Annotated in this window: 21 protein-coding genes; 10 read left to right on the top strand and 11 right to left on the bottom strand. The window is 59.5% G+C overall.

From position 1 onward, the window contains the following. Positions 1–27 precede the first annotated feature (27 nt). Together F3J36_RS09640 and F3J36_RS09635 are read right to left on the bottom strand one after the other, a co-directional pair. A complete protein-coding gene (locus F3J36_RS09640) occupies positions 28–636 on the bottom strand; it encodes a DsrE family protein (RefSeq protein ID WP_021506594.1) in 609 nt (202 codons plus the stop codon). A gap of 27 nt (positions 637–663) precedes the next feature. Then, positions 664–1,269 carry a DsrE family protein gene (locus F3J36_RS09635; RefSeq protein ID WP_058775665.1) on the bottom strand — a complete coding sequence of 202 codons (606 nt, stop codon included), beginning with the start codon at positions 1,267–1,269 and terminating at the stop codon, positions 664–666. Between the two features lie 697 nt (positions 1,270–1,966). Between F3J36_RS09635 and F3J36_RS09630 the strand changes: the two genes are divergently transcribed. Both F3J36_RS09630 and arsC read left to right on the top strand, forming a co-directional pair. Continuing rightward, a complete protein-coding gene (locus F3J36_RS09630) occupies positions 1,967–3,430 on the top strand; it encodes a M48 family metallopeptidase (RefSeq protein ID WP_021506592.1) in 1,464 nt (487 codons plus the stop codon). A gap of 72 nt (positions 3,431–3,502) precedes the next feature. Continuing rightward, entirely contained in the window at positions 3,503–3,850 is a 348-nt protein-coding gene (gene arsC / locus F3J36_RS09625) for an arsenate reductase (glutaredoxin) (protein ID WP_166719580.1), read from the top strand. On the opposite strand, the gene hda is transcribed toward arsC, so the two are convergent. The 3 genes from hda to upp all read right to left on the bottom strand — a co-directional run bounded on the left by hda (position 3,847) and on the right by upp (position 6,769). Beyond that, complete coding sequence (hda, locus tag F3J36_RS09620) at positions 3,847–4,548, bottom strand: DnaA inactivator Hda (RefSeq protein WP_211073016.1); 702 nt, start codon at positions 4,546–4,548, stop codon at positions 3,847–3,849. The two genes, arsC and hda, sit on opposite strands and share 4 nt — an antisense overlap. A 92-nt stretch (positions 4,549–4,640) precedes the next feature. Beyond that, positions 4,641–5,924 (bottom strand): uracil permease, encoded by a 1,284-nt coding sequence (gene uraA / locus F3J36_RS09615; protein ID WP_031279414.1) that lies wholly within the window; start codon positions 5,922–5,924, stop codon positions 4,641–4,643. A 218-nt stretch (positions 5,925–6,142) separates the two neighbouring features. Next, positions 6,143–6,769 (bottom strand): uracil phosphoribosyltransferase, encoded by a 627-nt coding sequence (gene upp, locus F3J36_RS09610; protein WP_010617600.1) that lies wholly within the window; start codon positions 6,767–6,769, stop codon positions 6,143–6,145. 240 nt (positions 6,770–7,009) lie between these two features. On the opposite strand from upp, the gene purM reads away from it, so the two are divergent. Continuing rightward, positions 7,010–8,050 carry a phosphoribosylformylglycinamidine cyclo-ligase gene (gene purM, locus F3J36_RS09605; protein WP_021506588.1) on the top strand — a complete coding sequence of 347 codons (1,041 nt, stop codon included), beginning with the start codon at positions 7,010–7,012 and terminating at the stop codon, positions 8,048–8,050. Then, positions 8,047–8,685, top strand: coding sequence for a phosphoribosylglycinamide formyltransferase (purN, locus tag F3J36_RS09600; protein ID WP_058758319.1), 639 nt, complete (start codon positions 8,047–8,049; stop codon positions 8,683–8,685). Before purM ends, purN begins: the two co-directional genes overlap by 4 nt. A 135-nt stretch (positions 8,686–8,820) precedes the next feature. On the opposite strand, the gene pstB is transcribed toward purN, so the two are convergent. Genes pstB through F3J36_RS09585 form a run of 3 tightly spaced genes read right to left on the bottom strand, consistent with a single transcriptional unit; the run spans position 8,821 to position 13,289 of the window. Next, positions 8,821–9,588, bottom strand: coding sequence for a phosphate ABC transporter ATP-binding protein PstB (gene pstB, locus F3J36_RS09595; RefSeq protein ID WP_021506586.1), 768 nt, complete (start codon positions 9,586–9,588; stop codon positions 8,821–8,823). A 12-nt stretch (positions 9,589–9,600) separates the two neighbouring features. Continuing rightward, positions 9,601–11,199 carry a phosphate ABC transporter permease PstA gene (gene pstA / locus F3J36_RS09590; RefSeq protein WP_058758318.1) on the bottom strand — a complete coding sequence of 533 codons (1,599 nt, stop codon included), beginning with the start codon at positions 11,197–11,199 and terminating at the stop codon, positions 9,601–9,603. After that, positions 11,196–13,289, bottom strand: a complete 2,094-nt coding sequence (locus F3J36_RS09585; protein WP_166719578.1) for an ABC transporter permease subunit — start codon at positions 13,287–13,289, stop codon at positions 11,196–11,198. Before F3J36_RS09585 ends, pstA begins: the two co-directional genes overlap by 4 nt. Positions 13,290–13,472: 183 nt before the next feature. On the opposite strand from F3J36_RS09585, the gene ppk1 reads away from it, so the two are divergent. The 6 genes from ppk1 to F3J36_RS09555 all read left to right on the top strand — a co-directional run bounded on the left by ppk1 (position 13,473) and on the right by F3J36_RS09555 (position 20,248). Next, positions 13,473–15,533 (top strand): polyphosphate kinase 1, encoded by a 2,061-nt coding sequence (gene ppk1 / locus F3J36_RS09580; protein WP_021506583.1) that lies wholly within the window; start codon positions 13,473–13,475, stop codon positions 15,531–15,533. A gap of 5 nt (positions 15,534–15,538) precedes the next feature. Next, positions 15,539–17,062, top strand: coding sequence for an exopolyphosphatase (gene ppx, locus F3J36_RS09575; RefSeq protein WP_021506582.1), 1,524 nt, complete (start codon positions 15,539–15,541; stop codon positions 17,060–17,062). A 27-nt stretch (positions 17,063–17,089) separates the two neighbouring features. Further along, positions 17,090–17,689 (top strand): tellurite resistance methyltransferase TehB, encoded by a 600-nt coding sequence (gene tehB, locus F3J36_RS09570; protein WP_021506581.1) that lies wholly within the window; start codon positions 17,090–17,092, stop codon positions 17,687–17,689. A gap of 585 nt (positions 17,690–18,274) precedes the next feature. Next, positions 18,275–18,460 carry a YfgG family protein gene (locus F3J36_RS09565; RefSeq protein WP_022548292.1) on the top strand — a complete coding sequence of 62 codons (186 nt, stop codon included), beginning with the start codon at positions 18,275–18,277 and terminating at the stop codon, positions 18,458–18,460. 124 nt (positions 18,461–18,584) lie between these two features. Then, positions 18,585–20,021: a magnesium transporter gene (gene mgtE, locus F3J36_RS09560; RefSeq protein ID WP_021506579.1), complete on the top strand. Its 1,437-nt coding sequence runs from the start codon at positions 18,585–18,587 to the stop codon at positions 20,019–20,021. Positions 20,022–20,068: 47 nt separating this feature from the next. Then, positions 20,069–20,248, top strand: coding sequence for a hypothetical protein (locus F3J36_RS09555; protein ID WP_010617609.1), 180 nt, complete (start codon positions 20,069–20,071; stop codon positions 20,246–20,248). Positions 20,249–20,302: 54 nt separating this feature from the next. On the opposite strand, the gene F3J36_RS09550 is transcribed toward F3J36_RS09555, so the two are convergent. The 3 genes from F3J36_RS09550 to F3J36_RS24185 form a co-directional block, all read right to left on the bottom strand. Beyond that, positions 20,303–21,079 carry a DUF3750 domain-containing protein gene (locus F3J36_RS09550; RefSeq protein ID WP_021506578.1) on the bottom strand — a complete coding sequence of 259 codons (777 nt, stop codon included), beginning with the start codon at positions 21,077–21,079 and terminating at the stop codon, positions 20,303–20,305. Between the two features lie 123 nt (positions 21,080–21,202). Beyond that, the gene (locus F3J36_RS09545) at positions 21,203–21,967 is read right to left on the bottom strand and encodes an SDR family oxidoreductase (protein ID WP_021506577.1); all 765 of its coding nucleotides are present in this window, start codon (positions 21,965–21,967) and stop codon (positions 21,203–21,205) included. Between the two features lie 10 nt (positions 21,968–21,977). Continuing rightward, entirely contained in the window at positions 21,978–23,165 is a 1,188-nt protein-coding gene (locus F3J36_RS24185) for an arabinose transporter (protein WP_247653166.1), read from the bottom strand. Between the last annotated feature and the right edge of the window lie 5 nt (positions 23,166–23,170).

Below are 23,170 nucleotides of genomic sequence, written 5' to 3'. Positions count from 1 at the left end.
CAGCAGCCTGCACTGCTGTCGGCAGGATTACAGCATCAGGAAGGCGTACCCTTCATTTTGCAGCGACGCGACGGTGGTGCCGCTGGAGAGCGTATGCGTGACACGAGTGTCAATCCAGTCGCGCTCCAGCTGATGGAAGGCCACCGACTGGTCGCAAATGGTCACTTTCACCCCGGCTTTCTTCAGCTCATCAATCAGCTTCAGGTTAGGGTTATCGCTGCCGTACGCTTTACGGAATTGATCGTTATTAAGCGCGGCCGGCACCGCATCGCTGTTGATCGACACCACAAAGTTGAGCTGATTCAGCGGCACGCCGGCCGCGTAATAGAGGTTGGTGACGCGTGCCACGCGCTCAAGGCCGAGGTTTGGCTGATGGATATCCCCTTCGCTGCGGTTGATCTGAAACACAATCTTATTGCTCAGCCCGGGCGTGTTGGCCGGGTTGTAATCCGGCGTGTTAACAAAGTGAATTTTACCGTAACCGGCAATCGCCGGCGTGCTCCAGAAATCCGCCGGTTCGGTTTTCTGGTCAGCGAATTTCCCGCTGACTTTATCCACCAGTTCCGGCAGCTGCAGCACATTTCCGCCGACAAAGCCCGCCAGCGCGGCGATAACTATATAGGATGCTGGACGCATGACACTTCTCCTTAACCAAAGACGCGATTACATCTGTAAAAAGGCATAGCCCTGATTTTCCAGCGTCGACACCGTGGTCGGGCTGGATAATGCATGAATCACCGACCGGTCGATCCAGTCGCGCGGATAGTGATGGAACGCCACCGACTGATCGCACACCGACACTTTGACGCCCAGCTTGTTCAGCGCGCCAATCAGCGCGAGGTTGGGGTTATCGACGCCGTAAAACTGCTTAAAATGCGCGTTATCCAGCGTGGCGGGCGTGGCATCGCCGGTCATCGACACCACAAACTGCAGCTGTTCGGCCGGTACGCCAGCGGCGATGTACAGATTGACCACGCGCGCCACACGCTCCAGCCCGAGGTTAGGCCGTTTGATATCGCCTTCATTGCGGGTCAGCTGGAACACCACTTTGTTGCTCAGCCCCACCGCCGGTTTAAACGCGGCGTCGGCTTCATAATGAATTTTGCCGTAGCCCGCGACCGCCGGCGTGCTCCAGAACCCGTCCGGATCGGCAGGTTCGGCGGAAAAATGGCCCGCGATGCGCTGATACAGGTCATCGCTTTTGATTACGGCGGCACCGACCATCCCACCCACGATGGCAATCAGGGCACAGGAAACAACAGAACGCATAGAAACTCTCCGGCATGCACTGCGCGTTAATTCACAGTCCGTTTGAAAAAGTGCTTTATCTATACCACAGCGCGCGGCGGGCAAAACGCCTGTACTGGCGGGCTGTCCGGCGTTTGGCTGCCAGCAGAAATCATTGCGTCAGCTGATTGAATAAGGCTGTTAATTGAGCGGTGCGGGCGAGTTGAAAAATAGCTGGCCGGAAATACCGGCAGTCACCAGGCAGAGGGATGCACAGCAGATGACAGCACCTCATCGTGCGGGTTAATACTGTCATCGCGCACCGCCAGTTGACCAGTGAGCAAAACCTGACCATTCATTTCTGGGCTGGTGATGCACGGCCAGAGCAGCACGATAAAAATCACTGATGGATAAAGCGGGCCAACCGTGGGATTTCAGGCGTGTTTTTCAGAGTAAACCTGGAAAAAACCATGCCAGATTCAATTATTTTGAGCAACTTTACGTAACTTTAATTTCATCAGTGCGCTACGCCGTTTTCTTTTGCCTTTTCGCTATTCAATTTTTTGCTACAAATTTCGCGTCAGTCAGCCATTCTTTGCCATCACGTCAATGTGACGGCGGCATTTGCTTGTATCCTCACTGTGGTTAAGATAGAGCCGCGGCAGAAAAGGAAACGCCGCCACAGAACATTGGCATGACTTTCCTGTCCAATGGCAGGAGACTTTTACAGGATCAAGGCATGTTTAACCGGTTGAAAAAATCAGTGCTGGCGGCCCTTATTCCTGCGCTGCTGCTCACGCCTGCGGTCGGTGTCCGCGCCGATCTGAGCGACAATTTGCCCGACATGGGCACCACGGCAGGCTCCACGCTTTCCATTAATCAGGAGCTGCAGATTGGCGACTTCTACGTGCGCCAGCTGCGCGCCAGCGCGCCACTGATCAACGATCCGCTGCTTAATCAGTACATCAATGAACTCGGCCAGCGGCTGGTGGCACACGCCCATTCAGTGCGCACGCCGTTTCACTTTTTCCTGATTCAGAATGACGAGCTCAACGCTTTCGCCTTCTTTGGCGGCAATGTGGTGCTGCACTCGTCGCTGTTCCGCTATACCGATAACGAAAGCCAGCTGGCGTCGGTGATGGCGCACGAAATTTCGCACGTGACGCAGCGCCATCTGGCACGCGCCATGGAAGAGCAAAAGCGCAGCGCCCCGCTCACCTGGGTCGGCGCGCTGGGTTCGATCCTGCTGGCGCTGGCCAGCCCGCAGGCCGGGATGGCGGCACTGACCGGTACGCTGGCCGGTACGCAGCAGGGTATTATCAGCTTTACCCAGGGCAACGAGCAGGAAGCAGATCGCATCGGCATTCAGGTGCTGCAGCGCGCCGGTTTCGATCCGCAGGCGATGCCCGCGTTTCTGCAAAAGCTGGCCGATCAAAGCCGCTTCTCGTCAAAACCACCGGAAATTCTGCTGACGCACCCGCTGCCCGATAGCCGCCTGGCCGACGCGCGTAACCGCGCCAACCAGATGCGCCCGGTGGTGGTGCAGTCGTCGCAGGATTTCTATATGGCGAAGGTGCGCGCGCTGGGTATGTACGCCACCGGCCGCAATCAGCTGACTGACGATTTGCTGAATGAGTACGCCAAAGGCAACACGCGGGAACAGCAGGCGGCGCAGTACGGCAAAGCGGTGCAGTTCCTGCAGGCGAAAGATTTTGCCAACGCGAAAAAGATCATCGCGCCGCTGCTGGCGAAGCAGCCGGATAACCTGTGGTTCCTTGATATCATGACCGATATCGACATCGGTCTGAACCAGCCGCAGCAGGCCATCAGCATGCTGAACGCCGCCCGCGGCAGCCAGACCAGCCCGGTGCTGCAGCTTAACCTGGCAAACGCCTACGTCGAGGCGAAGCAGCCGGCCAACGCCAGCCGCATCCTGAACCGCTATACCTTCGCGCACCCTGACGATCTCAACGCATGGGATTTACTGGCGCAGGCCTCAGCCGCGCAGGGGCTGCGCGATGAGGAGCTTTCGGCACGGGCGGAGAGTCTGGCGCTGAACGGCCAGCTCGATCAGGCCATCACCACCCTGAGCAGCGCCAGCGCCCAGGTGCCGCTCGGCAGCCTGAAGCAGGCGCGTTACGATGCGCGTATCGACCAGTTCCGCGAGTTACAGCGGCGTTTTAAGCAGTATGCAAAAGGGTAAATAGCCGGTTACGCGAGTGGATGGCCGGCAGGATTTCGGTGCGCATCAATGGATTACGCAGGATAAAAAAACATGGTCCGTATTTATCACAATCCGCGCTGCAGCAAGAGCCGCGAAACCCTCACGCTACTGCAGCAACAGGGCATTGAACCGCAGGTGGTGCTGTATCTCGATACGCCGCCGGACATCGACACGCTGAAAACGCTGCTGCAACAGCTGGGCATGCACAGCGCGCGCGAGCTGATGCGCCGTGGCGAGGAAATCTATAAAACGCTGGGGTTGGCCAGTAACGATCTCAGCGAACAACAGTTGTTACAGGCGATGGTGGAGCATCCAAAACTGATCGAGCGGCCGATTGTGATTCAGGGCGACCGCGCCCGCATTGGTCGTCCGCCAGAAGCGGTGCTGGAGATACTCTAAAGCCCCAGCGCCTCTTTCACGAAGGGAATGGTCAGCTTGCGCTGTGCGCTGATCGAGGCGCGATCGAGACGATTAAGCGTGTCAAACAGCGTGCGCATTTCGCGGTCGAGGCGTTTCAGCAGGAAACGCCCAACGTCTTCCGGCAGCTCAAAGCCGCGCAGGCCGGCACGCAGCTGCATCGCCTGCAGTTTGTCCTCGTCGGACAGCGGCTGTAAGCGGTAAATTTGTCCCCAGTCGAGACGTGACGCCAGATCCGGCAAGCCCAGATTGAGCTGACGCGGGGGGCGATCGCCGGTGATCAGCAGGCGGGTTTTGCCGGTTTCCAGAATGCGGTTGTAGAGATCGAAGATCGCCATCTCCCACTCGGCTTCGCCGGCGATGCACTCAATATTATCAATGCACACCAGCGCCAGATTCTCCATGCCTTCCAGCACTTCCGGCACGAACCAGGTGCGCTTATCGAGCGGCACATAACCCACCGCTTCGCCGCGCGCGGACATTTCGGCGCAGGCTGCGTGCAGCAAATGGCTGCGGCCGCCGCCTTCGCGCGACCAGAAGTAGAGATAGCTGCCGTGCTGTTGCGCCAGCGCGCCCTGCAGCGCCGCCAGCAGTGACGGATTTTCCCCCGGCCAGAAACTGGCAAAGGTTTCATCATCGGGTAGATAGAGTGGCAGTGAAAGCTGTGCCGGCGTGTTCAGAAGTACCTCAACGGATGAGCGGGCAGAAAACCGGGCAAGTTTATCACGATCCTCCGCAGAGATGAACCGGGCTTCCCTGCCCGCAGGATCCTTTAAAGCTCGCGTTTTTCTTCTGCGTCCAGCACCACTTCTTCTGGACGTAACAGACTGATTACGCGGAAAATCAGCGCCAGGCCAACGCCGACGATGGTGGCCAGCGCCATGCCCTTCAGCTCGGCGGCGCCCACGTGCACCTTCGCGCCGCTGACGCCAATGATCAGGATCACCGAGGTGAGGATCAGATTCTGCGCTTTGTTGTAGTCGACTTTGGATTCAATCAGCACGCGAATACCGGAAGCGCCAATCACGCCATACAGCAGCAGCGACACCCCGCCCATCACCGGTACCGGGATCGCCTGGATGGCGGCTGCCAGTTTACCGACGCAGGAGAGCAGAATGGCGAAGATCGCCGCGCCGCCGATCACCCAGGTGCTGTAAACGCGGGTGATCGCCATGACGCCAATGTTTTCACCGTAGGTGGTATTCGGCGTGGAACCAAAGAAGCCGGAGATCATGGTCGACAGGCCGTTGGCAAACATCGAGCGATGCAGGCCGGGATCGCGAATCAGATCCTTCTTCACGATGTTGGCGGTCACCACCAAATGGCCCACGTGCTCGGCAATTACCACCAGCGCTGCGGGCAGGATGGTCAGCATCGCGGCCCATTCAAAGCGCGGCGTATAGAAGGTCGGCAGCGCAAACCACGGCGCGTTTTCCACTGCGCTCCAGTCAACGATACCCATGGCCGACGACAACGCGTAGCCGACCAGCACGCCAATCAGGATCGGGATAATGGCGAAGAAGCCACGGAACAGTACCGAGCCAAACACCGTCACCGCCAGCGTCACCAGCGAAATAATGATGGTTTTACTGTCCGCTGTGGTGCCGTCAGCGGGCAGCAGCCCGGCCATATTCGCCGCCACGCCAGCCAGTTCGAGACCGATAACCGCCACGATGGCCCCCATCGCCGCCGGTGGGAACATGACATCGAGCCAGCCGGTGCCGGCCTTCTTCACAATCAGCGCCACGATGCAGAACAGCGCACCGCACAGGATAAAGCCGCCGAGCGCCACTTCATAACCGAGCGGCAGCAGCAGCAGCACCGGCGAGATAAAGGCAAAGCTGGAGCCAAGATAGGCCGGGATTTTGCCTTTACAGATAAACAGATACAGCAGCGTGCCGACGCCGTTGAACAGCAGCACGGTGGCCGGGTTGATGTGGAACAGAATCGGCACCAGCACGGTAGCGCCGAACATGGCGAACAGGTGCTGCAGGCTGAGCGGAATGGTTTGCAACAGTGGCGGGCGTTCACTAACGCCAATGGCTCTGCGAGTCATCATTTATCCCCTATACGTTTATTTTTATGCTCGTTCGTCAACGCCGCACCTTATCGTAGTGGCGCAATTCATTGCGCCTTGTCCGGATGGGCACCATAGCTTGCCCGGCATCAGCGCGATAAATCGCGCCGCTACAAAATGTGCATCCTGTCGATACGGTGTCTGACTGAACGGTATTTTTGCCAAAAAAAAGCCGACTCTCTGGCCGGCTGGTTTATTTATTTGGTTCCGAAAATCTTGTCGCCGGCATCGCCGAGGCCCGGGATAATGTACCCCTTCTCGTTCAGGCCCTGATCGATCGACGCGGTGTACAGCTCAACGTCCGGATGCGCTTTCTCCAGCGCGGCAATGCCTTCCGGCGCGGCCACCAGCACCAGCACTTTAATGCTGTTGCAGCCGGCTTTCTTCAGCAGATCGATGGTGGCGATCATCGAGCCGCCGGTCGCCAGCATCGGGTCAACCACCAGCGCCATACGCTCTTCGATGTTTGACACCAGCTTCTGGAAGTAAGGCACCGGCTCCAGCGTCTCTTCGTCACGGTAAACGCCCACCACGCTGATGCGCGCGCTCGGTACGTGCTCCAGCACACCTTCCATCATGCCAAGGCCAGCACGCAGAATCGGGACGACGGTAATTTTTTTGCCTTTGATTTGATCGACGTCGACCGGACCGTTCCAGCCTTCAATGGTCACGCGCTCGGTTTCGAGATCGGCGGTGGCTTCATAGGTCAGTAAGCTGCCCACTTCCGAGGCCAGCTCGCGGAAGCGCTTGGTGCTGATATCATGCTCACGCATCAGGCCCAGTTTATGTTTGACCAGCGGGTGTCTGACTTCCACGATCTTCATGATTATTCTCCCGGAATTGAGTTGAGCTAAAAAAAAATCGCCGGATTATACCGCCTTTTTACCGCCGCGCCACCGGTGATTGGTCAGGTAACGTGCACAAATCGCCTGAGAATAAGGATTAGCGAAAAATCAGCACGCTGCAAAGGTGCCCTGAGATGGGACTCGCAAACGTTTGCCTGCGCTGGTAGAATTGCCGCGCTTAATTTTTGCCACCAACCGCAATCGCGTGGGGATTCCGCAGTGACCGACAAAACCTCTCTCAGCTACAAAGACGCCGGTGTTGATATTGATGCTGGTAACGATCTGGTTGACCGTATTAAAGGCGTAGTAAAGAAAACCCGCCGCCCGGAAGTGATGGGTGGACTGGGTGGCTTTGGCGCGCTGTGTGCGCTGCCGCAGAAATACCGCGAGCCGGTGCTGGTCTCCGGAACTGATGGCGTCGGCACCAAGCTGCGTCTGGCGATGGATCTCAAACGCCACGACAGCATCGGCATCGATCTGGTCGCGATGTGCGTGAACGATCTGGTGGTACAGGGCGCTGAGCCGCTGTTCTTCCTCGACTATTACGCCACCGGCAAGCTGGATGTGGATACCGCCTCCGCGGTGATCACCGGTATCGCCGAAGGCTGTCTGCAGTCGGGCTGTGCGCTGGTCGGCGGTGAAACCGCTGAGATGCCGGGCATGTATCACGGCGAAGATTACGACGTGGCCGGTTTCTGCGTCGGCGTGGTGGAAAAGTCTGAGATCATCGACGGCAGCAAAGTGCAGGATGGCGACGTGCTGATCGCGCTGGGCTCCAGCGGTCCGCACTCTAACGGCTACTCGCTGGTGCGTAAAATTCTTGAAGTCAGCCAGACCGATCCCACCACTAAACAGCTGGAAGGCAAACCGCTGGCCGATCACCTGCTGGCGCCGACCCGCATCTACGTGAAAAATATCCTTAGCCTGATTGAGCAGGTGGACGTGCATGCCATTGCCCACCTGACCGGCGGCGGCTTCTGGGAAAACATTCCGCGCGTCCTGCCGGATAACACCCAGGCGGTGATTGACGAGAAAAGCTGGCAGTGGCCGGCGGTATTCAGCTGGCTGCAGCAGGCCGGTAACGTCAGCCGTCACGAGATGTACCGCACCTTTAACTGCGGCGTGGGCATGGTGATCGCGCTGAGCCCGGCCGATGCCGACAAAGCGGTACAGCTGATGACCGCGGCTGGCGAGCAGGCGTGGAAAATTGGCGTGATTAACGCGTCTGATGCCGAAGAGCGTGTGGTTATTAACCCATGAAGAAACTGGTTGTACTGATCTCCGGCAACGGCAGCAATCTTCAGTCCATCCTCGACGCCTGCGAGAGCGGGCGTATTAACGGCAGCGTGGCTGCCGTTTTCAGTAATAAAGCCTCGGCCTATGGTCTGACGCGTGCGCAGCAGGCCAGCGTGCCTGCTCACGCGCTGTCCGCGCAGGATTTCACCGATCGCGACGCCTTTGACCGCCAGCTGATGCAGCAGATCGACGCTTATGCGCCGGATCTGGTGGTGCTGGCCGGTTATATGCGCATTCTGAGCCCGGCGTTTGTCGCGCACTATCACGATCGTCTGCTGAATATTCATCCGTCGCTGCTGCCGAAATATCCCGGTTTGCATACGCATCGCCAGGCGCTGGCGAACGGGGACGCGGAACACGGGACGTCGGTGCATTTTGTGACTGACGAGCTGGACGGTGGACCGATCATTCTGCAGGCGCGCGTGCCGGTATTTGCTGACGATGACGAAGCTGAGATCAGCGCCCGCGTGCAGCATCAGGAGCACGCGATTTATCCGCTAGTGATCAGCTGGTTTGTCGAAGGTCGCTTGCAGATGCGCGCGGGCAAAGCGTGGTTAGATGGCGAACCGTTGCCGCCGGAAGGTTATGCGCACGATTGATTGACCTTGACGCCGTGCGCTTGCAGGAATTGCGCAATAAATTGCGCCGCTACGGGGCTGTGCCGGCTTTTATTACTGCATGATTTCTTTGCACATTTCGTAGCGGCGCGATTCTTCGCGCTAACCTGACAATACTTACCCAAACCGGCCGGTAATATAATCCTCGGTGCGCCGCGCCTGCGGTGCGGTGAAAATCCGGTCGGTTTCATCAAACTCCACCAGCTGCCCGTTATGCATAAACGCGGTGTAATCGGATACGCGCGCTGCCTGCTGCATGTTGTGCGTCACCAGCACCAGCGTGAAATGCTGCTTCAGCGTGGTCATCAACTCTTCAATCACCAGCGTCGAGATCGGATCCAGCGCCGAGGTGGGTTCATCCAGCAGCAGCACTTCCGGCTCGATGGCGATGGCGCGCGCAATCACCAGACGCTGCTGCTGACCGCTCGACAGCGTCAGCGCATTCTGCCCCAGCTGATCTTTCACTTCGCCCCACAGCGCCGCCGCCCGCAGCGCGCGCTCGCAGGCCTCATTCAGCACGCGACGATCGCGCACGCCCTGCAAGCGCAGACCGTAAACCACATTCTCATAGATCGACTTGGGGAACGGGTTCGGGCGCTGGAACACCATGCCGATGCGCCGCCGCAGCGCTGGCAGATCCTGGTTCGCCTGCATCACCGCGTGGCTATCGAGCAGAATCTCACCTTCGATGCGGCAGCCATCAATGACGTCGTTCATGCGATTGAAGCAGCGCAGCAGCGTCGATTTACCGCAGCCGGAGGGCCCAATCAGCGCCGTGATGCGATGCTTAGGGATCTGCAAATCAATGTTATTCAGCGCCTGGCGTTCGCCGTACCACAGCGACAGCTGATTAACGGTGAGCGCAATAGCGTAATCGGGCGTCATGTGTAAACCTTATTAGTGCGTCATAAGCCGGTAGCGCTCGCGCAGCCGATGGCGCAGCACCATCGCCAGCAGGTTAAGCGACAGAATGATCGCCACCAGCAGCAGTGCCGTGGCATACACCAGCGGTCGGTCGGCGTCGATGTTCGGGCTCTGGAAGGCCAGATCGTAAATCTGAAAACCGAGATGCATAAATTTACGGTCAAGATGCAGGTAAGGAAACACCGCATCGACCGGCAGCTCAGGCACCATTTTGACCACGCCCACCAGCATCAGCGGTGCGGTTTCGCCGGCGGCGCGCGCCACCGCCAGAATCAGGCCGGTGAGCATCGCCGGTACCGCCAGCGGCAGCACCACGCGCCACAGGGTTTCTGCCTGGGTTGCGCCCAGCGCCAGCGAGCCCTGACGCAGATTGTCCGGAATACGCGACAGCCCCTCTTCGGTGGCGACGATCACTACCGGCAGCGTCAGCAGCGCCAGCGTCAGCGCCGCCCACAGCAGGCCAGGCGTGCCGAAGGTAGGATTGGGCAGCGAGCGGGAGAAGAACAGCTGATCGAGGGTGCCGCCAATCAGCCAGACAAAAAAGCCGAGGCCAAACACGCCATACACAATCGACGGCACGCCAGCCAGATTCACCACCGCAATGCGCACCAGCCGGGTGAGCGCGTTGCGCCCGGCGTATTCGTGCAGCCAGACGGCGGCCACCACGCCCAGCGGCATGACAATCACTGACATCAGCAGCACCATCAAAACAGTGCCGAAAATCGCCGGCAGCGCGCCATTTTCACTGCCGCCCGAGGTGGGCGAGTCACTGACAAACTGCCAGATCTGACTGAGGAAATGCCCGATTTTCTGCCCGAGGCTCAGGCTGTTTGGATACCAAGCGGCCACCACCTGCGCCAGCGGAATCAGATGATCGTCGCCCTGCACGTCGCGCAGCACCAGCGTATCGCGCTGGCTTTCATGCTGCAGATGCGCCAGCTGCTGCGCCAGCGCGCCGAAGCGTTTATGCAGCGCCGCGCTGTTGGCATCCAGTTCTGACTGATCCTGCAGGCTGAAGTGACCACCGCGCCGCTGCTCGTCAGCCTGCTGTTGCAAACTCTCCAGCTGGGCGTTAAGGCGCGCCATTTCAATACGCCTGATGTTGCTCGCCTGGCGCAGCTGCTCATGCACCTGCTTCAGCCGCTGCTGCAGCAGTGCATCGCGGTCGCGCGCGGTCAGCACCTCGTTGTCTTCACGCAGCTCCACCAGCCAGCCGTAGGCATTGCCGCCACTGCGTCGCTGTAGCACCAGCACTTCTGCCGGGCGTCGGGTTTGCGCTTCGCCCTGACTGACGATGACGCGGAAATCCGGCGCGGCAAAATCGCGGTTACCGGTTTTCACTACGTAGCGCCAGCGATCGCCCTGCTGCTGGCGATCCAGCGTTTCACCCAGCACCATCAGCGGTGCCCCCTGCGGCGGCTGGAACTGATACTGATCGACCGGCTGCGGCCAGAACGCCCTGACGCCCTGCCAGCCCAGCAGGCCGATTAATAAGGTAAATGCCAGCAGGCAGACGGCGACCGCACCGGCAGTCAGCCAGCGCCAGCGATCGTTTTGACGCAGCGCGCTCATGCCTGCCCCTCATGCTGACTGTAGCGCTGGCGCAGCCGCTGACGAATCAGTTCCGCCACGGTGTTGATCGCCAGCGTGAATATCAGCAGCAGCAACGCACTGAGAAACAGAATGCGATAATGGGCGCTGCCCGCCGCGGCTTCCGGCATTTCAATGGCGATATTGGCCGACAGCGCGCGCAGCCCGGCAAACAGGCCGCCTTCGCTCACCGGGGTGTTGCCGGTGGCCATCAGCACAATCATGGTTTCGCCCACCGCACGACCAAAGCCGATCATCAGCGCGGCAAAAATGCCTGCCGACGCGCCCGGCAGCACCACGCGCGTCAGGGTTTGCCACGGTGTCGCACCCAGCGCCAGCGAGCCCTGCCCCAGCGCCACCGGCACGCTAAACAGCGCATCTTCCGCCAGGGTGAAGATTAGCGGCACCAGCGCAAAGCCCATCGCCAGCGCCGCCACCAGCAGGTTACGCTGCTCATAGTGCGCCAGCTGTTCGCCCATCTGCGGCCACCACAGTGTCGGCAGCCACAGCGTCAGTAACGTCACCAGTAACAGCAGTGGCATCAGCAGCAGCACTTCAAACCCGGGCCGCCGCCAGCGCGCCGGCAAACGCGGACTGAGCACGCCGCACACCAGCAGCGTGGCGGCCAGCACCAGCGGCAGCAGCATCACGCCAGGCAGCGCGCGGCTGATGTGCGGCGCCAGCCACACGCCAGCGATCAGGCCAATCACCACGCTCGGCAGCGCGCCCATCATTTCAATGCCCGGCTTGACCCAGCGGCGCAGGCCCGGCGACATAAACCATGCGGTATACATCGCCGCCGCCAGCGCCAGCGGCGTAGCAAACAGCAGCGCCAGCGACGCCGCTTTCAGCGTGCCGATCACCAGCGGCATCAGGCTGAATTTGGCCTGATAGCTGTCGCCGGCGGCGGTGGACTGCCATACCCAGTCCGGCTGCGGATAGTTTTCATACCAGATTTTCTGCCACAGATTGCGCCAGCTGAAATCGGGCCACGGATTATCCAGCGCGAACTGCTGCCACTGTCCGGCACGTTCGACGATCAGGCTATCGCCGCGCGGAGACAACGCCAGCGCGCTGATGCCCGCGGCCAGCTGGCGCGTGACAATCGGGCCCGCCTGCTTGCTGGCGAACAGGCGCACCACGCCCTGCGCGTCAAAGCTGGCAAAAACGCGCCGCTGCGCCTCAGGCACGATACCGAGCACACCCGCGCTGTGCGTGAAGGTGTGAATCTGCTGCAGCCGTGGCCCGTGGTCACCGGTGATGGCAAACCATTGCTGAATGCCACGCGCATCCTGAATCAGTAAGCTGCGCCCGCCCGCCAGCAGTTGCAGGCTGCGCGGTTGCTGAGACAGCGTCTGAGTTTCCCGCAGCTGCGCGCCCTGCGGCGTAATCTGCCACACCCGCAACAGCCGTCCGGTACTGGTGTACAGCAGCGTGCCGTCCGGCGACAACCGCATCAGGTCGGCCTGCTCACCGGGCAATACAATCTGGTCGACGCGTTTCTGGCCGGCAAAGGTCAGCAGGCTGATACCGGCCGGCGTTTGTGCGGCGATGCGCCACTGATGATCGCCAGGCACCGCCAGCGCCATCTGGCTGACCGCGCCCTGCGGCAGATGCAGCAGCCGATCGCCCAGCGGGAAATACCATTCACCGTGCTGGCCGTGGATGAGCGGTTGCATCAGCAACAGATCGCCCTGCATATTGAGCAATACGCTGCCGCCGTCGCTGCTGGTCACCGCCGCCTGCGGCTGGCCGTTCAGCGCCAGCGCGTCGCCCGCTGGCTGGCCGTCGAGCGGAATAAAGCGCGCTTCGTTGCGGCTGATGCGCCAGCCGAGCTGGCCTTCGCTGCCCAGCGCCAGCGCCGGGGCTTTGTCCCACAGCTGCTGACTGAGCGTCGGCTGCATGCCCGGCGCGCTGAACAGCGGCATCACCACCCAGATCAACCAGAAGAACAGCAGCAGCATCAGCAGTAAAATTCCCACACCGCAGGCCGTGACGATGCGGCGCACGAACTGATCGATGGCGCGTCGACGACGGTCACTAAAGTGGACAGGAATACGATTTATGCTCATGCAGGCCAGAGTTACCCTTGAAGTTATGCCGCTATGTTGCCCGTAGCTGATTGATAAGACAACTGTTGAGGTTGGACAAGGCTGCCATACTCTCGCCATAATGGTGGAGGACACTGAGCGGAACCGCAATTTTGCGTTTATTCCGCCGGACATTCCGTCCAGCAACAGCATCACGGAGTCAGAATGGGTCAGGAAAAGCTGTATATAGAAAAAGAACTAAGCTGGTTAACCTTTAACGAACGCGTGCTGCAGGAAGCCGCTGATAAAAGCAATCCGCTCATTGAGCGCATGCGTTTTCTCGGCATCTATTCCAATAACCTGGAAGAGTTTTATAAAGTGCGCTTTGCCGATCTCAAGCGCCGCATTCTGATTGGCGAAGAACAGGGGACGCCCACCACCCTGCGCCATTTGCTGAAAAAGATTCAGCTGCGGGTACAGAAATCGGATCAGGAGTTCGATGCGCTGTATAACGATCTGCTGCTGGAGATGGCGCGCAACCAGATTTTCCTGATCAATGAGCGCCAGCTGTCACCCAATCAGCAGGAGTGGCTGCGCTACTACTTTAAGCATCAACTGCGCCAGCACGTCACGCCCATTCTGATCAACCACGACACCGACCTGATTGAGTTCCTGAAAGACGACTACACCTATCTGGCGGTGGAGATTATCCGCGGCGAAGAAATCCGTTACGCCCTGCTGGAGATCCCGTCCGATAAAGTGCCGCGCTTTGTGAATCTGCCGGCAGAATCGCCGCGCCGTCGCAAGCCAATGATTCTGCTGGATAACATTCTGCGCTACTGCCTTGATGAGATTTTCAAAGGCTTCTTTGATTACGACGCGCTGAACGCCTACTCAATGAAAATGACGCGCGACGCCGAGTACGACCTGGTCACGGAGATGGAATCCAGCCTGCTGGAGCTGATGTCCTCCAGCCTGAAACAGCGCCTGACCGCCGAGCCGGTGCGCTTTGTCTATCAGCGCGATATGCCCGATGCGATGGTGGAAATGCTGCGCCATAAGCTGTCGATCTCCAGTTACGACTCGATTGTGCCGGGCGGCCGTTATCATAACTTCAAAGATTTCATCGGCTTCCCGAACGTGGGCAAAGCCAATCTGGAAAATCGTCCGCTGCCGCAGATTCGTCATATCGGTTTTGATGGCTTCCGCAACGGCTTTGATGCCATCCGCAACCGCGATGTGCTGCTTTACTATCCGTACCACACCTTTGAGCACGTGCTGGAGCTGCTGCGTCAGGCGTCGTTTGACCCGAACGTGCTGGCCATCAAGATCAACATTTACCGCGTGGCCAAGAATTCGCGCATCATGGATGCGATGATCCACGCCGCCTACAACGGTAAAAAGGTCACGGTGGTGGTCGAGCTGCAGGCGCGCTTCGATGAAGAAGCCAACATTCGCTGGGCGAAGCGGCTGACCGAAGCGGGCGTGCATGTGATCTTCTCGGCGCCCGGCCTGAAGATTCACGCCAAGCTGTTCCTGATCTCCCGCCGCGAGGGCGAAGAAGTGGTGCGTTACGCCCACATCGGGACCGGCAACTTCAACGAAAAAACCGCGCGTATTTACACTGACTATTCGCTGCTGACCGCCGATGCGCGCATCACCAACGAAGTCCGGCGCGTATTTAACTTTATCGAAAACCCGTATCGCCCGGTAACGTTCGAACACCTGATGGTGTCGCCGCAAAACTCGCGCGCCATGCTGTATCAGCTGATTGATAACGAGATTGCCAACGCGCAGCAGGGCAATCCTTCCGGCATTACGCTGAAAATCAACAACCTGGTGGACAATGGTCTGGTGGATCGGCTGTATGCCGCCTCATCGGCCGGCGTGAAGATCAACCTGCTGGTGCGCGGCATGTGCTCGCTGATCCCCGATTTGCCGGGCATCAGTGAAAATATTCGCATCACCAGTATCGTTGACCGCTACCTTGAGCACGACCGCGTCTATATTTTTGAAAGCGGCGGCGATAAAAAAGTATTCCTGTCGTCGGCGGACTGGATGACGCGCAACATCGATTATCGTATCGAAGTGGCGGTGTCGGTGCTCGATCCGCGCCTGAAACAGCGCATACTGGATATCATTGCCATTCTGTTAAGTGATACGGTAAAAGCCCGCATCGTAGACAAAGAATTGAGTAACCGTTATGTTCCGCGCGGCAATCGCAAGAAGGTGCGCTCGCAGCTGGCGATTTACGATTACATCAAGAAACTGGAACAACCCGAATAACGCCTATGCCAATCTCCCATAAAAGTACGCCGAAACCGCAGGAATTCGCCGCCATCGATCTCGGCTCGAACAGCTTCCACATGGTGATTGCCCGTGTGGTGGATGGCGCCATGCAGGTGCTGGGACGTCTGAAACAGCGCGTGCACCTCGCCGACGGGCTGGATGCGCAAAATCGCCTGAGCGAAGAAGCGATGGAGCGCGGGCTGAGCTGCCTGGCACTGTTTGCCGAGCGCCTGCAGGGGTTTAGTGCCGCCAACGTCACCATCGTCGGTACGCACACGCTGCGCATCGCGTCCAACGCGGAAGAGTTTCTGCAGCGCGCCGCGGAAGTCATCCCTTACCCGATTGAGGTGATTTCCGGCAATGAAGAGGCGCGCCTGATCTTTATGGGCGTTGAGCACACGCAGCCGGAGAAAGGCCGCAAGCTGGTGATTGATATCGGCGGCGGTTCAACCGAGCTGGTGATCGGCGAAGATTTTGAGCCGCAGCTGGTGGAAAGTCGCCGCATGGGCTGCGTCAGCTTCGCCAACCTCTACTTCCCGAAAGGCGAGATTAGCCAGGAGAATTTCCGCCGCGCCCGGCTGGCCGCCGCGCAAAAGCTGGAAACGCTGGCGTGGCAGTACCGTCTGCAGGGCTGGCAGTATGCGCTGGGCGCGTCCGGCAGTATCAAAGCGGCCTGCGAAGTGCTGCTGGCGATGGGCGAGAAAGAGAAGCGCGTGACGCCGGAAAACCTCGACATGCTGGTGAGCGAAGTGCTGAAGCACAAATCCTTTGCTGCCCTGAGCCTGCCGGGGCTGTCGGATGAGCGCAAGGCGGTGTTTGTGCCGGGGCTGGCGATTCTGTGTGGCGTGTTTGACGCGCTGGCCATTCGCGAGCTGCGCCTGTCGGATGGCGCACTGCGTGAAGGCGTGCTGTATGAGATGGAGGGCCGCTTCCGCCATCAGGATATCCGCAGCCGTACCGCACAGAGCCTGGCGAATCATTACGCCATCGACAGTGACCAGGCACGCCGCGTGCTGGAAACCACCGAACAGCTGTACAGCCAGTGGCTGGAGCAGAATCCGAAGCTGGCCAATCCCCAGCTGACGGCGCTGATGAAGTGGGCAGCGCTGCTGCACGAAGTCGGGCTGACCATCAACCACAGCGGTATGCAGCGTCATTCGGCCTACATCCTGCAGAACTCCAATATGCCGGGCTTTAATCAGGATCAACAGATGCTGCTGGCCACGCTGGTACGCTTCCACCGTAAAGCGGTGAAGCAGGATGAGATGCCGCGTTTCACCTTGTTTAAAAAGAAACAGTTCCTGCCGATGATCTTCCTGCTGCGGCTCGGCACCCTGCTGAACAATCAGCGTCAGGCCACCACGCGCCCCGACACGCTGAAGCTGAGCACCGACGATGGCCACTGGACGCTGACCTTCCCGGCCGGTTTCCTCAGTCAGAATACGCTGGTTCAGCTGGATCTGGAGCGGGAGCAGGCTTACTGGAATGACGTCACCGGCTGGAAACTGATGCTGGAAGAGGAGTAACGCGGGCTTCAGGCCCGCAATAGCACTATGACAACACGCCCCGATAACTATTTTGCGGAGAAATACGGCCTGACGCCGCCCCACTCCGAAGTGCTGGCCGCGCTGCCAAAACTGGCAGTGGGTAACGCGCTGGACCTCGGCTGCGGCCAGGGCCGCAACAGCCTGCTGCTCAATCAGCACGGTTTTACTGTTACCGCCTGGGACAACAATCCGCAGAGCCTGGAACGCCTTAACAGCATCATCGCGGAAGAGCAGCTGCAGCAGATACATACCGAACAGTGCGACCTGAATCAGGTGCGCTTCAACGGTGATTATCAGTTTGTGTTTTCCACCGTGGTGATGATGTTCCTGCAGCCGGCGACCATCCCGCAGCTGATCGCCGATATGCAGGCCAGCACGCGCAAGTACGGTTACAACCTGATTGTGGCGGCGATGAGCACCGACGATTATCCCAACACGCAAAACTTCCCGTTTACCTTTAAATCGGGCGAGCTGAGCCATTATTACCGTAACTGGCACATCGTGAAGTACAACGAAGAGGTCGGTGAACTGCATCGCCGCGATGAACACGGTCAGCGCATTAAGTATCGCTTCGCTACCCTGCTGGCGCAGAAAGCCAGCTACTGATGTCTGGCAACAAGATGGTCCGGTCGCCATCAATGGCGACCCTACAACGGATTAATGCGGTTGGTGAAAGTATGCGAGTTTCGGTCGCCATCAATGGCGTAATGCCGTTCGGTGACGAAAACGCAAGCCGCACCCTATCGTAGCGGCGCGATTCATCGCGCAATAAATTGCGCCGCTACGAAAAGTGCCTCTTTTTTTAAATAAATTCAAAGGTTAACTTTCAAGCGTTACATCATGCGAGTTTCGGTCGCCATCAATGGCGTGATGCCGTTCGGTGACGAAAACGCAAGCCGCACCCTATCGTAGCGGCGCGATTCATCGCGCAATAAATTGCGCCGCTACGAAAAGTGCCTCGTTTTTTAAACCAATTCAAAGGCTAACTGGCATGAGTCACATCATGCGGCTTTCGGTCGCCATCAATGACGCCCCTGCAGAGTCGATGACGCACGCTTCGCCCGGCGGCTGATATCGATCAAAGCAACCTTAACCTTTTCTGCTCATTTTTCACGCAGCGGTTGACCTCCCGGTCGGGTTGTGACTAAATGTTGCCACCGCCCAGCCGGGCTTTGACAGGAACCACCCCGCGTGAATAGCGCCATCTCTGCACGAAGACGTCCCAAAACCGGTACCATGACCCGCATCGTTTTGCTGATCAGTTTCTTTATTTTGGTTGGCCGTCTGATTTTCATTATCCCCGGTGCCATCGAGCATCATCAGCAAAAGAAAGCCGCACCTGAACCGGTCACACTGAGCACCAGCGAGACGCGCTAAGGAATTTGCGGGTCATCGTCGCTCTGCCATCACATTGTCCGCCGCGGCAATGCTGCTTGTTACGCCCACTTTACCCGCAACGCGCTACACTTTGACCTGACTTTACAGACACAAAGGACGCGTTATGTCTGCTTCGCACGCACAACAACTATCAGAAACCCGCCAGCGAATTCTGCACCTTCTGCTCAGCGAGCACGATTTAGTCGATGTGCTGCTGGATAAATCCGTCGACCTCAATGCCGCCGAACTGCGCAAAATCACCGGCTGGCGTCAGCAGCTGGAGCATGAACTGCCGCAGCTGCACGCCGCCGACCTGGCGGACATTCTCGAAGCGCTGCCGGAAGAGGAGCGTCTGGCGCTGTGGCGGCTGGTACCCTACGAGCAGCGCGGTCGCGTGCTGGTGGAGGCCTCCGAAACCGTGTGGGCCAGCCTGACGGAAGAGATGACCGACCGCGAAATCCTTCGCGCCATCGAGCCGCTGGATATTGACGATCAGGTCTATCTGGCGCGTTACCTGCCGCGCGATCTCACCGGCCGCCTGCTCACCACGCTCGACCCCAGCCTGCGCGCCCGGCTGCTGGATGTGATTGAGCTGGATCGCGATCGCGTCGGCCAGGTGATGGACTTTAATATCCTGACCGTGCGCTCAGACGTGACGCTGGCAACGGTGCAACGCTTTCTGCGCAAGCGCAAAAGCATGCCGGACGGCACCGATAAAATCTTCATCACCGACGAACACAATCAGCTGCTGGGTGAACTGGCGCTGACCGATATCCTGCTCAACAAACCTAAAACGCTGGTGGCTGAGGTGATGAACGCGCGCCCCACCACTTTCCAGCTGGATGACAAAGCGGAAGAGGCCGCCAGCGCCTTCGAACGCTATAACCTGATCTCTGCTGCGGTGACCGATGCCAAAGGCAAGCTGATTGGCCGTATCACCGTGGAAGATGTGATTGACCTGGTGAACGAAGAGAACGAAAGCAACATCCGTAAGATGGGCGGCATCAGCCAGGGTGAAGACGTGTTTGCACCGGTGCGCAAAGCGGTAAGAAAGCGCTGGACCTGGCTGGCCGTCAACCTGTGTACGGCATTTATCGCCTCGCGCGTCATTGGCCTGTTTGAGGACACCATTTCGCAGCTGGTGGCGCTGGCCACGCTGATGCCGATTGTCGCCGGCATTGGCGGTAATACCGGCAATCAGACCATCACCATGATCGTGCGCGCGCTGGCGCTGCATCAGGTTGAACCCGGCAACTTTTCGTTTCTGATTGCGCGCGAACTCGGCGTGGCGCTGCTTAACGGCCTGTTCTGGGGCGGCATCATGGGCGGCGTGACCTGGCTGATGTACGACAACCTGCAACTGGGCGGCGTGATGATGCTGGCGATGGTGCTGAATCTGCTGCTGGCGGCGCTGATGGGCGTGCTGATTCCGCTGATTATGACCAAACTCAAACGCGACCCGGCGGTCGGCTCCAGCGTGCTGATCACCGCCATCACCGATACCGGCGGCTTCTTTATCTTCCTCGGTCTGGCCACGCTGTTTCTGCTGCACGGCCACTAAAGCGCAGCTACAATCAGCGTTGATCCCTAATCAGCTGGAGAGCAGTGATGTTTAACGTGGATGATTTTGTGCAGGCGAAAACCGGTGGTCCAAAAATGCAGGTGTTGCGCGTTGCGGGCGATACGCTGTGGTGCGCCCGCGTTGACGATCCGATCAAAAAAGAGATCGAGGTGAAGGCCGACAGCGTCAATCTCTATCATGAAGACGGGGATTTCGGCGTCTGTTAACGGCTGCGAGCCCGCGCCGCCCGCGAACCGATACTGTCGCGGCGCGGCGCTGTCTCAGGGCTTATCCTTCTGTAAATTATCCTGCCCCACCCCGCCGATAAACGGCAGCCGCAGGCGCAGCGGGGTGAAATCCAGCCCCAGATTCAGTCCCAGCAGATTCACCTCCACGCCCTCTTCCGCTCCCAGCGTGACGCCCAGCACGCCGAGCAGCGACAGCTGCACGCCGCGCCCGGATGGCGGCAGGCCAAGCGGATGCAGCAGCGAACGGAAATCCTTACCGATGGCATTGGCGGGCAAATCGAGCTTCAGCGCCGGCACTTCACGGCCAATGTGAGCGAGGAAGGTGTTGCTGTTGGGGCCCGGCCACGCATGATAGGTGTTGGGCCACGGATAGGATTGAATCGCCGCTTCAATCTGCGGGATCATCGCCTGCGCAGCCGCACCGCGATGTGACACCAGCAAACGCGGACGCGCACCGTACCAGTAGCCGTCCGGCAGATTGCTGTTGCGCCGCACTTTATCGCCGCTGCCCCAGCTGATCACCTCATAACGGTTGTAGCGGGTTTCTCCGGCGCGCTTAAAGATAATCCACGGATGCACGGCCACCGCGCCTTTCCAGCCGTAGGTCGGCGCAGCATACACCTGCACAATCGCCTCACTGGCGAAGCGCTGCGGATCCGGTGCCAGCCCAGCCGAATCACGGCGCGCTGTCGCCCAGCCGCCGCGTTCGGTGGTGAACTCACCGCTGCGCGTCGCCTGCGCCAGGCTGGCCGCCAGCGACAGTAACACCACACAGAGAAAAGAGAGTAAAACAGCTTTAACAGGCAACATGCATGGGCATCCCGGTGGTGAAAAAACGCTCCCGCCATGATGCGCCGAAACGGCAGCGTCTGTATTCACCAACTATGCGGTGGACAAAAAATGCGTTGCGGTGCCCGGTCAGCTGATTTTTCCTTAGTCAGGCAGGGCGATACCGCTGATATCGGCGCATATCGCCAGCAACTGCTGCTGCAGCCGTGGATTGCGCGCCTGCGGATTAGCCGCCAGCGCCTGACGGTGATAAAAATACTCCCCGCTGACGCGCGCCTCATCGGCGGTGGCTAACCACACCTGGGTACGATGCGCCTGATCAAGATCGTCGGGTGCCCCGGCACCGCCCATTTTGGTCGGCACCCAGCCTGGCTCCAGCGCGTTGCTGTATACCTGCGGCCAGCGCCGGGCGATAGCAAACGCCAGTATGGCATCATGCAGTTTACTCTCAGCATAAGCCTGCGAAGCGTGCCAGCGCCGCCGCTGCCACAAAATATCATCCAGGTTAGCTTCGGCATGATGATGCATGCCGGAGCTGAGGTAAATCAGCCGCTGCGGCCGTTCAATCAGCGCCGTAAGAATATAGGGTGCCAGCGTGTTGATGGCGAACAGATGCGGCAGGCCATCTGCGGTTAACTGATAAGGCTCGCGATAGCCAACCGCCACGTTGTGGATCACCGCATCAAATCTGCCGAGCGCATTAACCTGCTGCGCCACACTGCGGGCGCCGGCGATGGTTATCACGTCGCCGCTGACCACGGCTTCAGCCTGCGGTAGCGCCTCCTGCGCGGCGCGGGCACGCGCGGCGTTGCGTCCGTGCAGCACCACCTGATGGCCCTGCTCAACCAGCAGTTCAGCCGCCATCAGCCCGAGGCCGGTGGATGAACCGGAAATAAAAATACGTGACATGGAAAACCCCTTAAGCGTGAAGTGAAGCGGCGCGCGATGTCAGCGCCAGCAGCGCCCCGAGCAGCGCACAGGCCGCACCAAACAGATAGACGGCGGCATAGCTGAAGTGGCTGGCGATGGCACCGGCAATCGGTCCGGAAATACCATAAGCGATGTCGAGAAAAGCAACGAAGGCGCCCATGGCGCTGCCGCGACTGGCCGGCGGCACGCGCTTCAGCGCTTCCACGCCGAGGGCGGGAAAGATCAGCGCACAGCCAAGACCGGTAATCAGCGCGCCGGTGAGCGCCAGGGTTTCGTCAGGCGCAAACCACAGCAGCATCTGCCCCAGCGCCTCCACCAGCAGTGAATAAGCCGCCACGCGGTAGCCACCAATGCGATCCGGCAGATGTCCAAGCACCAGGCGCACGGCGATAAAACCAACGCCAAACGCGGTCATCACCCAGCCGGCCAGCTGCCAGTGACGCGCGGCGAAGTAGAGCGAGGCGAAGGCCGTCAGGCCGGCCAGTCCGACGCCCTGCAGCATCAGGCCACAGCCTTCACGCCAGATGCGGCCAATCACCCGATAGAACGGCAAACGTGTTCCCCCGACCGCGCGATAACCGCTGGCAGCCGTGGCGATGAGCGCCGCCAGCAGCGGAGCCGCGATGCAGGCCAGCATCGCCGCCGCTAAGCCGACATGCTGATACAGCATCATGCCGGCAGGGGCACCGAGCGACAGCGCGGCAAACATGGCGATGCCGGTCCAGGACATCGACAGACCGGCACGCTGTGGCCCGACCGAGGCGATTGACCAGGCCACGCAGCCGGTGACGAACTGGCTTTCGCCCATACCCGCCGCCAGCCGTCCGGCAATCACCAGCGCCAGACTGACCGCCGGTGAAAAGCCCGGCAGTGCGGCCAGCCAGTAAAGCACGCCAGCCAGCGCGCACACCGCCGCGCCCTGCAGCGCCGAGCGCTTACCGCCAACGCGATCGGTCAGTTGACCGGCGTAACCGCGCGTCAGCACGGTGGCAACAAACTGTATCCCGATCACCAGCCCGACCCACAGGTTGCTGAAACCGAGATGCTGATGGATAAACAGCGGGATTACCGGCAGCGGCAAGCCGACCGCCAGATAACCGCAAAACAGCGCGGCAATCACGCCGGTCGCCGGTCGCGACAAATGCGCAGCTTCAGCCTGCGCGCTTAATGCAGACATAACAG

Source organism: Pantoea sp. Cy-640 (assembly GCF_011752635.1).
Taxonomy (GTDB): Bacteria; Pseudomonadota; Gammaproteobacteria; order Enterobacterales; family Enterobacteriaceae; genus Pantoea; species Pantoea dispersa.
The sequence above is the reverse complement of the archived record's forward strand: the minus strand, read 5'-3'. Positions and strand labels throughout refer to the sequence as shown.

Bases quoted from the DNA above. Each gene is read 5' to 3' on its own strand.
- F3J36_RS09640 (WP_021506594.1), bottom strand. From the start codon at position 636: ATGCGTCCAGCATCCTATATAGTTATCGCCGCGCTGGCGGGCTTTGTC.
- F3J36_RS09635 (WP_058775665.1), bottom strand. From the start codon at position 1,269: ATGCGTTCTGTTGTTTCCTGTGCCCTGATTGCCATCGTGGGTGGGATG.
- F3J36_RS09630 (WP_021506592.1), top strand. From the start codon at position 1,967: ATGTTTAACCGGTTGAAAAAATCAGTGCTGGCGGCCCTTATTCCTGCG.
- arsC (WP_166719580.1), top strand. From the start codon at position 3,503: ATGGTCCGTATTTATCACAATCCGCGCTGCAGCAAGAGCCGCGAAACC.
- uraA (WP_031279414.1), bottom strand. From the start codon at position 5,924: ATGACTCGCAGAGCCATTGGCGTTAGTGAACGCCCGCCACTGTTGCAA.
- upp (WP_010617600.1), bottom strand. From the start codon at position 6,769: ATGAAGATCGTGGAAGTCAGACACCCGCTGGTCAAACATAAACTGGGC.
- purN (WP_058758319.1), top strand. From the start codon at position 8,047: ATGAAGAAACTGGTTGTACTGATCTCCGGCAACGGCAGCAATCTTCAG.
- pstB (WP_021506586.1), bottom strand. From the start codon at position 9,588: ATGACGCCCGATTACGCTATTGCGCTCACCGTTAATCAGCTGTCGCTG.
- pstA (WP_058758318.1), bottom strand. From the start codon at position 11,199: ATGAGCGCGCTGCGTCAAAACGATCGCTGGCGCTGGCTGACTGCCGGT.
- F3J36_RS09585 (WP_166719578.1), bottom strand. From the start codon at position 13,289: ATGAGCATAAATCGTATTCCTGTCCACTTTAGTGACCGTCGTCGACGC.
- ppk1 (WP_021506583.1), top strand. From the start codon at position 13,473: ATGGGTCAGGAAAAGCTGTATATAGAAAAAGAACTAAGCTGGTTAACC.
- ppx (WP_021506582.1), top strand. From the start codon at position 15,539: ATGCCAATCTCCCATAAAAGTACGCCGAAACCGCAGGAATTCGCCGCC.
- tehB (WP_021506581.1), top strand. From the start codon at position 17,090: ATGACAACACGCCCCGATAACTATTTTGCGGAGAAATACGGCCTGACG.
- mgtE (WP_021506579.1), top strand. From the start codon at position 18,585: ATGTCTGCTTCGCACGCACAACAACTATCAGAAACCCGCCAGCGAATT.
- F3J36_RS09555 (WP_010617609.1), top strand. From the start codon at position 20,069: ATGTTTAACGTGGATGATTTTGTGCAGGCGAAAACCGGTGGTCCAAAA.
- F3J36_RS09550 (WP_021506578.1), bottom strand. From the start codon at position 21,079: ATGTTGCCTGTTAAAGCTGTTTTACTCTCTTTTCTCTGTGTGGTGTTA.
- F3J36_RS09545 (WP_021506577.1), bottom strand. From the start codon at position 21,967: ATGTCACGTATTTTTATTTCCGGTTCATCCACCGGCCTCGGGCTGATG.
- F3J36_RS24185 (WP_247653166.1), bottom strand. From the start codon at position 23,165: ATGTCTGCATTAAGCGCGCAGGCTGAAGCTGCGCATTTGTCGCGACCG.